Source organism: Burkholderia sp. AU30280 (assembly GCF_020420125.1).
Taxonomy (GTDB): Bacteria; Pseudomonadota; Gammaproteobacteria; order Burkholderiales; family Burkholderiaceae; genus Burkholderia.
In genome coordinates this window covers 357,390-370,750 of the sequence record NZ_JAIZRY010000003.1, presented here as the reverse complement: position 1 = coordinate 370,750, position 13,361 = coordinate 357,390, and the positions used below count along the sequence as shown (strand labels likewise).

Annotated in this window: 14 protein-coding genes; 6 read left to right on the top strand and 8 right to left on the bottom strand. The window is 68.8% G+C overall.

Annotated elements, in window-relative coordinates:
* The first annotated feature begins 2 nt into the window (after window positions 1–2).
* The 3 genes from LGN17_RS09115 to LGN17_RS09105 all read left to right on the top strand — a co-directional run bounded on the left by LGN17_RS09115 (window position 3) and on the right by LGN17_RS09105 (window position 2,349).
* Window positions 3–989 carry a 2OG-Fe(II) oxygenase gene (locus LGN17_RS09115; RefSeq protein ID WP_226196066.1) on the top strand — a complete coding sequence of 329 codons (987 nt, stop codon included), beginning with the start codon at window positions 3–5 and terminating at the stop codon, window positions 987–989.
* 13 nt (window positions 990–1,002) lie between these two features.
* Complete coding sequence (locus tag LGN17_RS09110; protein ID WP_226196064.1) at window positions 1,003–1,929, top strand: DMT family transporter; 927 nt, start codon at window positions 1,003–1,005, stop codon at window positions 1,927–1,929.
* A gap of 69 nt (window positions 1,930–1,998) precedes the next feature.
* A complete protein-coding gene (locus LGN17_RS09105) occupies window positions 1,999–2,349 on the top strand; it encodes a VOC family protein (RefSeq protein ID WP_226196062.1) in 351 nt (116 codons plus the stop codon).
* A 27-nt stretch (window positions 2,350–2,376) separates the two neighbouring features.
* On the opposite strand, the gene LGN17_RS09100 is transcribed toward LGN17_RS09105, so the two are convergent.
* The 3 genes from LGN17_RS09100 to LGN17_RS09090 form a co-directional block, all read right to left on the bottom strand.
* Window positions 2,377–2,784 (bottom strand): DUF2000 domain-containing protein, encoded by a 408-nt coding sequence (locus tag LGN17_RS09100; RefSeq protein ID WP_226196060.1) that lies wholly within the window; start codon window positions 2,782–2,784, stop codon window positions 2,377–2,379.
* Window positions 2,785–2,828: 44 nt separating this feature from the next.
* Window positions 2,829–3,686, bottom strand: a complete 858-nt coding sequence (locus tag LGN17_RS09095) for an AraC family transcriptional regulator (RefSeq protein ID WP_226196058.1) — start codon at window positions 3,684–3,686, stop codon at window positions 2,829–2,831.
* Between the two features lie 154 nt (window positions 3,687–3,840).
* A complete protein-coding gene (locus tag LGN17_RS09090) occupies window positions 3,841–4,818 on the bottom strand; it encodes an AraC family transcriptional regulator (RefSeq protein ID WP_226196056.1) in 978 nt (325 codons plus the stop codon).
* 41 nt (window positions 4,819–4,859) lie between these two features.
* Here LGN17_RS09090 and LGN17_RS09085 point away from each other — a divergent pair, with 41 nt between their 5' ends.
* Window positions 4,860–5,609, top strand: coding sequence for an SDR family oxidoreductase (locus LGN17_RS09085; RefSeq protein WP_226196048.1), 750 nt, complete (start codon window positions 4,860–4,862; stop codon window positions 5,607–5,609).
* Between the two features lie 81 nt (window positions 5,610–5,690).
* Here LGN17_RS09085 and LGN17_RS09080 read toward each other — a convergent pair whose 3' ends face one another.
* On the bottom strand, window positions 5,691–6,992 hold the full coding sequence (locus LGN17_RS09080) for an aspartate aminotransferase family protein (RefSeq protein WP_226196046.1): 1,302 nt from the start codon (window positions 6,990–6,992) through the stop codon (window positions 5,691–5,693).
* 95 nt (window positions 6,993–7,087) lie between these two features.
* On the opposite strand from LGN17_RS09080, the gene LGN17_RS09075 reads away from it, so the two are divergent.
* Window positions 7,088–7,972 (top strand): LysR family transcriptional regulator, encoded by an 885-nt coding sequence (locus tag LGN17_RS09075; protein WP_226196044.1) that lies wholly within the window; start codon window positions 7,088–7,090, stop codon window positions 7,970–7,972.
* A gap of 25 nt (window positions 7,973–7,997) precedes the next feature.
* Here the strand turns inward: LGN17_RS09075 and LGN17_RS09070 are convergent, their stop codons facing one another.
* The 4 genes from LGN17_RS09070 to LGN17_RS09055 are packed head-to-tail and all read right to left on the bottom strand — an operon-like array spanning window position 7,998 to window position 12,158.
* Window positions 7,998–9,437, bottom strand: a complete 1,440-nt coding sequence (locus tag LGN17_RS09070; protein ID WP_226196042.1) for an isochorismate synthase — start codon at window positions 9,435–9,437, stop codon at window positions 7,998–8,000.
* A complete protein-coding gene (locus LGN17_RS09065) occupies window positions 9,434–9,739 on the bottom strand; it encodes an isochorismate lyase (RefSeq protein WP_226196040.1) in 306 nt (101 codons plus the stop codon). Before LGN17_RS09065 ends, LGN17_RS09070 begins: the two co-directional genes overlap by 4 nt.
* Window positions 9,736–10,509, bottom strand: coding sequence for a thioesterase II family protein (locus LGN17_RS09060; protein WP_226196038.1), 774 nt, complete (start codon window positions 10,507–10,509; stop codon window positions 9,736–9,738). Before LGN17_RS09060 ends, LGN17_RS09065 begins: the two co-directional genes overlap by 4 nt.
* Window positions 10,506–12,158 (bottom strand): (2,3-dihydroxybenzoyl)adenylate synthase, encoded by a 1,653-nt coding sequence (locus LGN17_RS09055; protein WP_226196036.1) that lies wholly within the window; start codon window positions 12,156–12,158, stop codon window positions 10,506–10,508. The genes LGN17_RS09060 and LGN17_RS09055 overlap by 4 nt, the downstream gene beginning before the upstream one ends.
* A 217-nt stretch (window positions 12,159–12,375) precedes the next feature.
* On the opposite strand from LGN17_RS09055, the gene LGN17_RS09050 reads away from it, so the two are divergent.
* Complete coding sequence (locus tag LGN17_RS09050) at window positions 12,376–13,317, top strand: helix-turn-helix transcriptional regulator (RefSeq protein WP_226196034.1); 942 nt, start codon at window positions 12,376–12,378, stop codon at window positions 13,315–13,317.
* The last annotated feature ends 44 nt before the right edge of the window (window positions 13,318–13,361 follow it).

The window sequence follows — 13,361 nt, the reverse complement described above, 5'->3', positions numbered from 1 at the left end:
CGATGAACAAGGGAAATGCATTGCCGGTGTTTGCGCGAGGGTTCGATCGGGTGAGGCTTGCGCTGCAGACGTCGCTGTCCGGCGGCGCGAATGTCGACGGCACGCTGGACGCCGCGACGGAACCGATGCGCTGGACCCGCGCATGCCTGCGCGACGGTTACGAGGTGCGATACCGGCGCAACCTCGACGATCTCGGCTATCGTGATGTGCCGATGCGCGGCACGCGCTCGGATGCGCTCAACGCGGTGTGCCATCTTCGCGGATTGTTTTCCGGCGAAGCGGTTCATGCGTTGCGCGAGATCGGTCGCGCGCTGGAGCGCAGCGCGTCGAGCAGCAACTGGATCATCTCGAAGCGCGTGCGTGCGGTGACGGAGCGCTCGCGGTTCGTCGACGACATGATGCACGACCGCGCGTTCCTGCTGAGGGTGTCGCGCCTGGCCGGCGTGCCGCTGATTCCGTATCCGATGGTCAACGCGCGGTCGCAGTTCAACTACTACTATCCGACGGACCGGCGCGACGGCAAGGAACAACTGGGGATGTGGCACACCGACGGCACCAGCTTCGTGCTGAACATCGTGCTGTCGGATCGATCCGACTACGAGGGCGGAAACTTTCTGTTCTACGAATCGACCGCGGAGACGTTCGACCGCCACGATCGCGAGCGCCGGCATGTGAAGGCCGCGAATCTGGACAACGCGGGCGACGCATTGCTCATCTATGGCAGCAAGCTGTTCCATGGCGTCGAACCGGTCGAGTCGGGGCGCCGCATGTCGCTGGTGCTGTCGTTTCATTGCCCGTACACGCGGGAGGACGACAACGGGTTCTGGCATCTCGCGTCGGACGACGGCATCCCGCGCACGGTCGTCAGCTGGCTGGCGCTGCAGCGCGCGCTCAGGGACGACGCCGAACTGCAGTACCGCCGCCTCGGGCTCGAACCGATTCGCCCCGAGGATCTGGAAGACCAGCGCCAGTCCCCGGCAACTTTCTGAGAGCCGTCGCCCCATGCCGCTATTCCTGCTCCAGCTCGTCTTCGTGTTGTCGTGGAGTTCCGGTTTCATCGGCGCCAAGCTCGGCGCGGAGACGGCTGGCGCGTTCAACCTGCTGTTCTGGCGGTTCCTGCTCGTCACGCTTTGTCTCGCGATCGTCCTCAACCGGCAGCTCGGGCACCTGACGTGGGAGAAGCTTCGCTATCACGCGGTGATCGGCTTCCTGTCGCAGTTTCTCTATCTGGCCTGCGTGTACGTGGCGATTCAGCATGGCCTGCCGCCCGGCATCGCCGCGATCGTCGCCGCGTTGCAGCCGCTCATGACGGCCGCGATGACGTCGCTCGGAGGCAGCGAGCGCAGCGGGGCGCGACAGTGGGCCGGGCTCGTCGTCGGTTTCGTCGGCGTGGGGATCGTGATCGGCGGGCAATATGCGCTGCCGGCCGGGTCGGTCGGGCTCGTCATGTACCTGCTGCCGCTGGTGTCCGCGCTGGGGCTGTCGATCGCGACGATCTATCAGCGGCGCCGTGCGCTGACGGCCGCGCGCAGCAACGAGGACGGGCTGTTCCTGCCGCTGTTCGTGCAGGGCTGCGTGAGCCTCGTGCTGTTCGCGGCGTGCGGGGTCGTCACGGGCGACCTGCACGTGCCGACCCAGCCGAACGTATGGGTCTCAGTCGTGTGGCTGACGGTGTTCTCGACCTTCGTCGCCTACCTGTCGTTGTGGGCGCTGCTCAAGCGCATGCCTGCGACGCGCGTGGCGACCCTCGTCTATCTTGAACCGCCCGTGACGCTGGTGTGGGCCGCGTGGATGTTCGGCGACCGCATCGTCTTGACGACCTATCTCGGCATCATTGTCGTCGCGATTGGCGTGTGGCTGGCCGGCAAGCAGGTCGAGCGGCCCCCCGCGCGGGCGCGGCGGGCGAACATGGAGGCGGCCGGCCGCTGACGCACACTGGTTGCGCGCGCGATTCCGGTGTAGCGTCGCGGTACGGTCATGTCCCCGCGAAGGAACCCGATGAAAGTCAAACGGATCGTCGCCAATATCGACACCCGGTCAGTCGACGACGCAAAACGCTTCTACCAGCGGATCTTCGGCCTCGACCTGCTGATGGATCATGGCTGGATCGCGACCTACGGCAATGCCGAGCAAATGGACGTGCAGATCAGCTTCGCATCGCAGGGCGGATCGGGCACGCCGACGCCCGATCTGTCGATCGAAGTCGACGACGTCGATGAAGCGCTCGCACGCGTCAATGCGGCCGGGATTCCGGTCGAATACGGCCCGGCCGACGAGCCGTGGGGTGTCCGGCGTTTCTACGTGCGCGATCCGTTCGGCAAGCTCGTCAACGTGCTGGTGCATCGCTGACTTGAAGCGCCGGGTTCGAACCGGCGTTCACGCATGCAACGCCAGCCCCTTCACCGCCTTGTCCACGGCCTTCTTCGGCCCGTGCAGCGCCAGCCCGACGAGGTCGAGATTCTCCGCATCGCCGGCCCGAAATACGTCGCGGTTGGCTGCGTCGTGCCCGGTCGAAAACATCGCGTGCACGTAGGGCACGATCGTGAGCTCGCGCGACAGCGCCTGCCGGTGCGCGGCCTGCAGGCCGTTCAGGTCGGCCGCGAACACCAGCATCGGCTGGCCCAGCATGCGGCCGTAGCGGCGTCCCGCCGCATCCTCGTATGGCTCGCCGAGCGCTTCGGGCGCTTCGGCCGCGACGCCCGTCGCGAGAAACGCGACGACATTGAGTTTCTGCCATGCCGCGAGATCGTCGCGCACGATCAGTGCCACCTTGGTATCGAACATGATTGCTCCTCGTAGAGACGCTCATGATCGGATGCCGCGTGCGATCAGTCTGGAACGTTTGTGCACAGTTGCCGGTACGCGGCCGGCGTGATCCGGTACGCACGGCGGAACCAGCGGCCCAGGTGGCTCTGGTCGGCGAAGCCGACGTCCGCGGCCGCCTGCGCGGGCGTGCGCCCGGCCGCCAGCAGCCGGCGTGCGGCACGCAGCCGCAAGCGCACCAGGTACGCGTGCGGCGACGTGCCGAATGCACGCTGGAACAGCCGGGTCAGCCGGAACCGGTCGATCCCGGCGACGCTGGCCAGTTCGTCGAGCCCGATGTTGCCGTCCATCTGCGCATGCAGCAGGTCGCGCACGCGCGCGATCGCGGGCGGCACGACTGCGCTTTCCAGCACGAGCGGGCCGCGCAGTTCGCCGCCGAGCCGCATCAGCAGGCGGTCGAGCGTCTGGTCGCGCGCGAGCTTGCCTTCGTTGCCGTGGATCGCGAGAAACGCGTGGCGGATCGCGTCGACGAGGCCGCGATCGTCGACGAGCGTATGGCCGAACGAGGCCTCGACACCGCCGAGGCCCGGCAGGTCCAGCCGGCGCGCCGCGCGCTCGACCCACGCTTGCGGCAGGTACAGCATTCCGTAGGTGAAGCCGCCCGCTTCGGGCGCATGGCCGTCGTGCATCGCGCCCGGCTCGATCAGGATCGCGCGGCCCGGCACGCTCGTATGCAGCGACCGGTGGCACTGGAATTGCTGCACGCCCTGTTCGGTGAAGCCGACCAGCATGTCGTCGTGATCGTGCGCATCGTACGCATGGCCATTGAAGTGCGCATGCAGGCTTTCGATGCCGGTTTCCGCATCGCGCCGAGCGACGAGCCAGTGGTCGGGCGTGTCGATGTCCTTTGCCGTTTTCGTCATCGGATACCTCGTGCGTCGATGTGGCATGCCCGATAGTTTACGCAAGTCGCGTGATGCAGGCGGCAGGGGCCGCCCGTTGATCCGGCGATCCGGCGGGCCGCGGCGCGAGTCCCTTGCATGCAGCGCGTGACGCGCAATGGCGTGCGTGCGCGGTTCATTCCCCGTTCGCCACCGCCTGCTCGTCGCGCGCATATTGCGCCGGCGGCCGCCCGACATACCGCGTGAACGCGACGCTGAACGTGCTCGCGGAACTGTAGCCGACGCGCCCCGCGATCTCGGCGATGCGGCCTTCGTTGCGGCGGAGCAGATCCTTCGCGAGCGCCATGCGCCACGTGAGCAGATATTCCATCGGCGCGACGCCGACCGCGCGGCTGAAGCGTTCGAAGAACGTCGAGCGCGACAGCGCCGCTTCCTTCGCGAGTTCGACGACCGTCCACGAATAGGCGGGACGCGCGTGCATGCCACGGATCGCGGCGGCGAGTCGGTTATCGGCGAGCCCGCGCACGAGGCCGGGCGATGCGTTCGTGCCGGCCGTGAACCGCAATGCCTCGATCAGCAGCACTTCCAGCAGGCGCGCCAGCACGATCTCGCGCGCGGGGCGATGCGCGCGCGACTCGTCGCGCACCAGTTGCACGAGCGTGGTCAGCCGCGGTTCGCCGCGCACGTGCACGAATTGCGGCAGCAGCGACACCAGCAGCGCTGCATCTGGCGAACCGAAGCTGCAGTTGCCGGCCATCATCCGCGTGTCGACCGGGTTGCCCGGATCGCCGATCCGGTATTCGCCGTTGTCGATCGCGACCGGCGGCGCGGTTTCCACGCCCGGCGGCGGCGGTTCGAGGCTCGACATCGCGACGCCGTAGGCCGCCGGAATCAGCACGAAATCGCCCGGCAGCAGCTCGATCGGCGCGTGTCCGTCGATCGCGATCCGGCACCCGCCGTCGAGAATCGCGCAATAGAACGGCTCGCCGGCGACCGCGCGGTTGATATACCAGGGGCTCGCGCCATGAACGGACTTGGAGTGCTGCGCGCCCGGTTGCAGCAGCGTCACGACTTCGGTCAACGGGTCGATCATCGCCGGACTCTCGCAAAAGAAAAGCGGATTTTCGATTGTAGCGAATACGGCATCGGCCATCTATCGTACGGACACGTGCCCCACCCACCTCAGGAGTTCGCATGAAGACCGTACTGATCACCGGCTGTTCCTCCGGCTTCGGCCTCGAGATTGCCCGCCATTTCCTGGCCCGCGACTGGCAGGTCGTCGCGACGATGCGCACGCCGCGCGAGGACGTGCTGCCGCCGTCGGAACGCCTGCGCGTGCTGGCGCTCGACGTGACGAACGCGGACAGCATTCGCGCCGCGATCGACGCGGCCGGCCCGATCGACGTGCTCGTCAACAACGCGGGCTTCGGCGCGGCCGCGCCGGCCGAGCTGATGCCGCTCGACACGGTGCGCGCGCTGCTCGAGACCAACACGATCGGCACGATTGCGGTTACGCAGGCCGTGCTGCCGCAGTTTCGCCGGCGCGGGGCCGGCGTGATCGTGAACGTCACGTCGAGCGTCACGCTGAAGGCGCTGCCGCTGGTCGGTGCATATCGGGCCAGCAAGGCAGCGGTCAATGCGTACACCGAATCGATGGCGGTCGAACTCGAACCGTTCGGCGTGCGCGCGCATCTCGTGCTGCCGGGCCGGGCGCCCGACACGCGTTTCGGCGACAACGCGCGTGCGCACATGCACGGCTTCGAACACGAGGCTTATGCAGCGTTCGTCGGAAACGCCGTCGCGAGGATGCTCGATGCGTCGGGGCCGATCACCCATGCGCGGGACGTGGCCGACGCCGTGTGGCGCGCGGCGACGGATCCGTCGAGCCCGATGCGCATTCCGGCCGGCGCCGATGCCGAAGCGTGGGCGGCCGAAACGCACTGATCGATCGGGAATCCGTCGCGCCGGTCGGTCGCACCGGCGCGGCGGATCGTGTGATGCGGGGAACGGCGTTACCGCACGCCGTTACAGCGCACGTTCGATCGCCTGACCGAGCAGCGACACGCCGAGATCGATCTCTTCGTCGCTGACGGTCAGCGGCGGCGCGATCCGGAACACGCCGCCCATGCCGGGCAACTGCACGATGTTCATGCTGAGCCCGAGATGCATGCATTCGCGCGTGATCTTCGCGCCGAGCCCGTCTGCCGGCTCCTTCGTACGGCGATCCTTGACGATTTCGACGCCGAGCAGCAGCCCGCGTCCGCGCACGTCGCCGATGCAGTCGAAGCGTTCCATCAGGTCGAGCAGGCCGCGCCGCAGCCGGTCGCCCATCACGTTCGCCCGGGCGACGAGCCCGTCGCGCTGCACGACGTCCAGCACGCGCAAGCCGACGGCCGCGGGCAGCGGATCCGACACGTGCGTCGTGTAGAACAGGTAGCCGAGTGCGTGCGCGCGTTCCTCGATTGCCGCGGACGTCACGAGCGCCGCGAGCGGCAGCCCGGCGCCGAGCGTTTTCGATAGCGTCAGGATGTCGGGGGTCACGCCATCGCGCTGGCACGCGAACATCGTGCCGGTGCGGCCGACGCCGGTCTGCGCCTCGTCGACGATCAGCAGCATCCCGCGTTCTTCGCACTTGCGCTTGAGCGCCGCCATATAGCCTTCCGGCAACTCGATGATCCCGCCCGAGCTGAGGATCGGCTCCGCGATGAAGGCCGCGAGGTTGCCGCTCGACTGGCGATCGATCAGGTCGAACGCGTAGTCGAGTTCGGCGAGGAAGTCATGAGTGCCGTTGCGCTCGAAGCGCGGCCGGTACGTGAACGGCGCCGGAATCGCGAACGAGCCGACGGCGGCCGGGCCGACACCCTTGCGGCCGGCGCTGTACGTGGCCGACGCGGCCGCGCCCGTCATCCCGTGCCACGACTGCGCGAAGCCGACAATCTCGTACTTGCCGGTGACGAGCTTCGCCATCCGGATCGCCGCTTCGTTCGATTCCGCGCCGGTGCTGAGCAAGAGCGCACGATCGAGCCCGGCCGGCGTGATGTCGGCGAGGCGTGTCGCGAGGTCGACGACCGGCCGCGACAGCATCCCGCTGAACAGATGGTCGAGCTTGCCCGCGTATTCGCCGATCACGGACACGATCTCCGGATGGCTGTGGCCGAGCACCGCGCTCATCTGGCCCGACGTGAAATCGAGGATTGCGCGGCCGTCCGCGTCGTACACGAAGCTGCCTTTCGCGCGCTCGACGATCATCGGCTCGAACGTGCCGCCGTAGCGGACCAGGTGCTGCCTGGCGTTGCGCCAGAAGGTCGGGTCGTCGTTCAGGGACATCGGGCGTCTCCAAAGAGGCAAGGGGCAGGGTGCAGAGGGCAGGGGTCGCTTGCAGTCTAGGCGCGCGTCTGGTTTGATGGAAACGAATAGTGCTTATGCAAGGTAGAAAAGGAGCTAATACCTTGGCGCTTTCGCTCGAAATCGACCTGCTGCGCTCGTTCGTCGTGATCGCCGAGGTGCGCGCGCTCAGCCGCGCGGCCGTGCGTGTCGGCCGGACCCAGTCCGCGCTCAGCCAGCAGATGAAGCGGCTCGAGGAGATTGTCGACCAGCCGCTGTTTCAGCGCACCGGGCGCGGCGTGGTGCTGACCCATCCGGGCGAGCGGCTGCTCGTGCATGCGCACCGCATCCTGCGGCTGCACGACGAGGCGATGGCCGACCTGTGCGGCACGGGGCTGTCGGGCACGATCCGCTTCGGGTGCCCGGACGATTACGCGCAGGCCTGGCTGCCTGCGCTGCTGCGGCAGTTTTCGAGCCAGCATCCACAGGCGATCGTCGAAGTCGTATGCGGGCCGACGCCGCGTCTGATGGAACAGCTGGAGAAACGCGCAGTCGACCTGGCGATGATTTCATTGCCGGACGACGGCGCGAACGACGACATCATTCGTCGCGAGCAACTGGTCTGGATCGGCTATCCGGGGCTCGAGCCCGCGCATTTCGATCCGTTGCCGCTGGCGCTGTCCGATCGCGACACGCTCGATCACATCGCGGCCTGCGAGGCGCTGGATCGGGCCGGCCGCGACTACCGCGTCGCGTATGCGAGCAGCAGTCTCGCGGGGCTGGTCGCGCTGGTGCGTTCGGGGCAGGCGTTCGCGGTGATGACGCAGACGGCGGTGCCGGCCGACCTGGCGATCGTCACCGGCGATTCGCGCCTGCCGCCGTTGCCGGCGGTGGGCATTGCGCTGAAGTTCGATCGCAAGCGGCCGTCGCATCTGACGGCGGCGTTCGCCGGGCATATCCGGCTCACGCTGCCGCTGTTGTGATGCGCGCGGCCGTCGCGCCGAAGCATCACGCGAGCGTCGACGAGGCCGACACCTTGGCCGAGTCACCGGCATTGGCATCCGCCGTCGCATCGCGCACGCGGATCGCCGCCTGCATGCCCGACAACTTGAGTTCGGTTTCCTGATATTCGTTGGCCGGCTCGGAATCGGCGACGATGCCGCAGCCCGCGAACAACCGGCAGGCGCCCCCGTCGACCAGCGCTGAACGGAGCGCGACGATGAAGTCGCCGTTGCCGTGCGCGTCGATCCAGCCGACGGGCGCCGCATACCAGCCGCGATCGAAGCCTTCATGCGCACGGATGTGGTCGAGCGCCGCGGCGCGCGGATGGCCGGCCACCGCCGGCGTCGGATGCAGCGCCGCGACGACCTGCAGCAGCGTCGCATCCGCCTTCAGCGTCGCGCGGATCGGCGTGCTCAGGTGCTGCAGCCTCGGCAGCCGGTGCAGCGACGGCTGCTCGGGCACGTCGAGCGCGCGTGACAGCGGCGTGAGCGCGGCGCGGATCGCATCGACGACGAGCGCGTGTTCGAGCCGTTCCTTGGCGGAATCCATCAGGGCCGCGCCGAGTGCGCGATCGTCGTCGGGCGTGGCGCCGCGCCGGATCGTCCCGGCCAGCGCATGCGTGCGCACGTCGCCGGCCGCGACACGGGCGAGCCGTTCCGGCGTGGCGCCGACGAAGCAGGCCCCTTCGCGGCGGACCGCGAACAGGTGCGCATGCGCGTCGCGCTTGCGCAACCGGCGCAGCAGCGGCGCGACGGCAACGGGCCGCGCGTACTGTTCGAGCACGTCGCGCGCGAGCACGACCTTGCCGAACGCGCCGCCGTGGATCGCGTCCACCGCGCGCCGGACTTCGTGCTGCCATTCGCTGGCCTGCAACGCCTGCGTGTGCAGCAGGTGCGGGGCATCGTCGTCATGGGTGGCGGCGAGCGTGCCGAGCGACTCGATGCGCGCGAGGCACGCATGCGCGAGCGCGGCCGGATCGTCGTGCGCGGCGACGACGTGCTGGCAGACGGCCCAGTGGGCATCGCCTTCGCGCACGATCAGCAGCTTCGCCACCGTCATGCTGGCGTCAGGAAACGGCGCCCAGTGCGCGCTGCGCGCGCCGTGCGGATCGAACCGGAAGCCGCCGACCAGGCGTGGCGGTTGCGGGCCGGCCGTCACCGCATCGCGAACGAGCGTGCGCCAGCGCGCATCGATCTGCGCGAAGCGCGTGTCGCCGTTGGCGCTCAGTTCGAGCGCGCAATCCCAGCCGAACAGCGTGACGGACGTATCGCCGGCTTCGTGGAAGAACCACGGCGTGGCGCCGTCGTCCCACGCGGCGATCAGGTCGAAGAAGTCGAGCGGGCGCAGCGGCACCGACACCGACGCGAGCGTCGGCGTGCCGGTGTCGGCGGCGCGGCGGGCCGCACGGGTGAACGTGTCGTGCAGCAGCGGGAGGCCGGCGTTCATGCGAGCCCCCGTTGTTGCCGCCAGTATTGCGTTTGCTGCGCGATGTACCACGCGATCAGGCCCGAGAACAGCGTCTCGACGTAGTCGGCGTCGAGCCCGGCCTGCTCGGCCCAGCGGCGCCGGTCGGGCAGCATCGCGGCCACCCGTTCCGGCGCGGCGATGCTCGCTTCGTCGGGCTTGAAGCGCGAGGCAGCCTTCACGTATTGCATGCGCCGGCCGAGCGCTTCGATGATGTCGGCGTCCAGGCGATCGATGGCTTCGCGAATGTCGGGCAGCCCCGTGCAGGCGTCCGGTTTCTTCATGTGTACTCCTTTCCGTAACGAAGGGATTGGCCGATCCGTTCGACCAGATGCGCGATCACCGCCGGGTATTGGTGGCGCAGGTAGAAGTGGTCGCCGCTGAACGTCTCGATGCGGATCGGGCGCGACGCGACGTCCTGCCACGCGTGCGCTTCGTCGTTGTCGAGCTCGGAATCGGCGAGCGGCAGCATCACGCCGAGCGGCGTGTCGATCCGCGGCGGCCGGTCGCGGCGATACGTCTCGATCGCGCGGTAGTCGCTGCGGATCATCGGCAGGTAGATCGCGCGCATCTCCGGATCGGCGAGCAGCGCGGCGTGCTCGCCGGACAGCCGCGCGACATCGGCCACGAGCGCTTCGTCGGATTGCAGGTGCAGATCCGACAGGCGCTGACGATGCGGCGGCGGCAGCGCGGACACGGCCAGGTAAAGCGGCGCCGCGCCGCGCGCCTCGAGCCGCACCGCCACCTCGTACGCGAGCGCCGCGCCGAGGCTGTGCCCGAACAGCACGAGCGGCGCGTGGGCATAGCGTTGCAGCGCGTCGGCGGCGGGGCCGGCGAGTGCGTCGATCGTCGCCAGGCACGGCTCGCCGAAGCGTTCCTCGCGGCCCGGATACTGCAGCGCGAGCAGGTCGACATCCCACGGCAGCGCGCGACTCCAGCCGCGAAAGAAATTCGCGGTGCCGCCCGCGTGCGGGAAGCAGACGAGCTGCGCGCGCGGGCACGGCGACAGGCGCAGTTCGCGGATCCAGTTCGAATCGGTCGGTCGTGCGCTCATGCGGCCGCCGCCTCCAACTGGCGGCGCAGCAGGTCGCGCAGCGATTTCTTGCTGGTCTTGCCGATGCCCGTTTCCGGGAAGCGCGGCATGAACTCGATGCGATCGGGAATCTTGAACGCCGCGAGCCCGCAGTCGCGCAGGTGGCGTTTCAGCACCAGCCTGGACGGCGCGGGCGCGCGGGCGACGACGAACGCGCAGGTGCGCTCGCCGAGCAGCGGGTCGGGCATCGCGACCACCGCCGCGTCGTGCACCTGCGGATGCGCGAGCAACAGGTTCTCCACTTCCTCGGCGGAGACCTTCTCGCCGCCGCGATTGATCTGGTCCTTGTCACGGCCTTCGACGACGAGATCGCCGTCCGCGGTGCGCCGCACGCGGTCGCCGCTGCGATAGAAGCCGTCGGCGGTGAACGCGGTCGCGTTGTGCTCGGCGAGCCGGTAGTAGCCCCGTATCGTGTATGGGCCGCGCACCTGCAGTTCACCGATTTCACCGGGCGCGACCGGTTCGCCGGCTTCGTCGACGATGCGCACTTCGTCGCCGTCCGACACCGGGCGGCCCTGGGTCTGCGCGATCCGTTCGGGCGAATCGTCGAGCCGGGTGCAGCAGATGAGCCCTTCGGCCATGCCGAACACCTGCTGCAGCCGGCAGCCGAGCACCGGCGTCACGCGCGCGGCCGCGTGGTCCATCAATCGGGCGCCGCCGACCTGCAGCACGCACAGGCTCGACAGGTCCGCCTGCCGTTGCGGCTGTTCGTCGAGCCACAGCAGCGCGAGCGGCGGCACGAGCGCGGTATGCGTGACGCGCTCCTGCGCGATCAGCGCGAAGCTCTGTTCGGGCTCGGGCCGCCCGGTCGCGACCACGCGGCCGCCCGCGAGCAGCGCGCCGATCGTGCCGGGGCAGCACAGCGTGAAGTTGTGCGCCATCGGCAGCGCGGCGAGATACACGGTGCCGGCGTCGAAGCCGCTCGCGGCGCTGCACGCGCGCACGTTGTACAGGTATTCGCGATGGCGGCGCGGGATCAGCTTCGGCGTACCGGTCGTGCCGCCGGACAGCTGGAAGCATGCGATGTCGTCGGCACGGGCCGCGCATTCGCGCAGCGGCGGCGCGTCGTACAGCGCGTCGAAGGGGGTGAACGCGTGATCGTCGCCGGCCATCACGATGTGCTCGAGCGTCGGGCAGTCGGCCTGCAACGCGGCCGCGAGCGGCCGGCAGTCGAACTCGCCGAGTCGTGCCGCGCCCAGATACGCACGCGCGCCGGCGAAACGGCAGAACGCGCCGATCTCGTAGTGCCGGTGAGCGGGCAGGGCGAGCACCGGCCGCACGCCGAGCTGGAACAGCGCGAAGCACGTCTCGATGAAGCGCGCGCCGTTCGGCAGGTGGACGACGACCGCGTCGCCGCGCGCCAGGCCGAGACGCGCGAGGCCGCCCGCAAGCTGGCGGATGCGCGAGAGCAGGTCGCGATAGCTGAGCCGGCAGGCGCCGTCAACGATGGCGAGCGCATCGGGATCGCGCTGCGCTTGCGCGTCGAGCGCATCGAAGAAAGTCGTGTCTTGCCAATAGCCGGCGTCGCGATAGCGGCGCGCGAAGTCGTCGGGCCAGTCGGGCGCGTCGGCCGGGAGGGCCGGCGCCACGGGGGGAAGGGAGGGTTGCATGGGCGGACCTTGGGTTCCGGCAAGTTGTCAACAAATGTAAATGAGAGGTATTATCATTTGTAACAAGTGCCGCGATAGCGTCGTTTCTTTCGATATCGCGGCAATTTCATTCGATCGGGCGCCTGTCGCGCGGCGCCCGCCCGGCCCGGCCGGACAATCGGCCGGTTGCCGCCGGCGCGCGCCGGGCCGCGCGTGCCGCCTAACCAACGGACCTCCGATGAGCTCGACCTCCTTCGCATCGTCACGACGTCACCCGCCGGTGCTCGTGCCCGGCAATCATCCGGGCGTGGTGCACATCGACGCGGGCATGAAACTCATGAGCGGCACGCTGTGCTCGGACAGCCGCGACTGGTACGAGGAGCCGCTCGAAAAAGGGCTGAAGCTCGTTCTCGTGCAGAGCGGCCAGTTGCGCTGCCGCGTGCCGGGCCAACCCGAGCAATGCATCAAGGGGCCGGGCCTGTGCGTGATCGCCAACGATGGCGAATTCACGACGCACCAGATCTACGACCGCGACACGCCGCTGCGCTACACGATCGTGCAGCTCGGCCTCGATGCGCTCGACCGCAACCTGAGCCTGTTGCCGGAGAAGATGCTCGCGCCGGCGGGCGGCGATCCGCGCATCGTCAGCTGTCCGGCGTCGAAGGCGCTGCAGGCGCTCGCGGTGCAGATCGCGACGTGCCCGTTCGAGGGGGCGGTGCGCGAGTACTTCCTGAAGGCCAAGGCGTTCGAGCTGACCGCGCTGAGCGCGCAGTTGCTGGCAACGCAGCGGCAGTTCGCGCCGGCCGACGTGCGCGTCACGTCGTCGGATGTCGAGCGCGTGTATGCGGCGAGCGACATCCTGACGCGCGAGCTCCAGCAGCCGCCGACGCTCGACGCGCTCGCGGGCCGGGTGGGGATGAATTCGCGCAAGCTGACGGCCGGTTTCCGCAAGGTGTTCGGCACGAGCGTGTATGCCTACCTGCAGGAATACCGGCTGCGGACCGCGCACGCGATGCTGTGCGCGGAGGACGCGAACGTGTCGACCGTGGCGTATCGCGTGGGCTACAGCCCCGCGCATTTCTCGATCGCGTTCCGCAAGCGCTACGGCATTTCGCCGAGCGATATTCGTGCGTCCTCGAACGCGATCGACGACGTCGAGACGGCGCGCGCGGCAATCTAAAACAACTGACCGGCAGCCTAAAGCAATCGACCGGGCTCATGGGG

Excerpts from the sequence above, each read along its gene's own strand:
- LGN17_RS09105 (WP_226196062.1), top strand. The coding sequence starts at position 1,999 with ATGAAAGTCAAACGGATCGTCGCCAATATCGACACCCGGTCAGTCGAC.
- LGN17_RS09110 (WP_226196064.1), top strand. The coding sequence starts at position 1,003 with ATGCCGCTATTCCTGCTCCAGCTCGTCTTCGTGTTGTCGTGGAGTTCC.
- LGN17_RS09100 (WP_226196060.1), bottom strand. The coding sequence starts at position 2,784 with ATGTTCGATACCAAGGTGGCACTGATCGTGCGCGACGATCTCGCGGCA.
- LGN17_RS09095 (WP_226196058.1), bottom strand. The coding sequence starts at position 3,686 with ATGACGAAAACGGCAAAGGACATCGACACGCCCGACCACTGGCTCGTC.
- LGN17_RS09070 (WP_226196042.1), bottom strand. The coding sequence starts at position 9,437 with ATGAACGCCGGCCTCCCGCTGCTGCACGACACGTTCACCCGTGCGGCC.
- LGN17_RS09085 (WP_226196048.1), top strand. The coding sequence starts at position 4,860 with ATGAAGACCGTACTGATCACCGGCTGTTCCTCCGGCTTCGGCCTCGAG.
- LGN17_RS09075 (WP_226196044.1), top strand. The coding sequence starts at position 7,088 with ATGCAAGGTAGAAAAGGAGCTAATACCTTGGCGCTTTCGCTCGAAATC.
- LGN17_RS09065 (WP_226196040.1), bottom strand. The coding sequence starts at position 9,739 with ATGAAGAAACCGGACGCCTGCACGGGGCTGCCCGACATTCGCGAAGCC.
- LGN17_RS09055 (WP_226196036.1), bottom strand. The coding sequence starts at position 12,158 with ATGCAACCCTCCCTTCCCCCCGTGGCGCCGGCCCTCCCGGCCGACGCG.
- LGN17_RS09080 (WP_226196046.1), bottom strand. The coding sequence starts at position 6,992 with ATGTCCCTGAACGACGACCCGACCTTCTGGCGCAACGCCAGGCAGCAC.
- LGN17_RS09050 (WP_226196034.1), top strand. The coding sequence starts at position 12,376 with ATGAGCTCGACCTCCTTCGCATCGTCACGACGTCACCCGCCGGTGCTC.
- LGN17_RS09090 (WP_226196056.1), bottom strand. The coding sequence starts at position 4,818 with ATGGCCGATGCCGTATTCGCTACAATCGAAAATCCGCTTTTCTTTTGC.
- LGN17_RS09060 (WP_226196038.1), bottom strand. The coding sequence starts at position 10,509 with ATGAGCGCACGACCGACCGATTCGAACTGGATCCGCGAACTGCGCCTG.
- LGN17_RS09115 (WP_226196066.1), top strand. The coding sequence starts at position 3 with ATGAACAAGGGAAATGCATTGCCGGTGTTTGCGCGAGGGTTCGATCGG.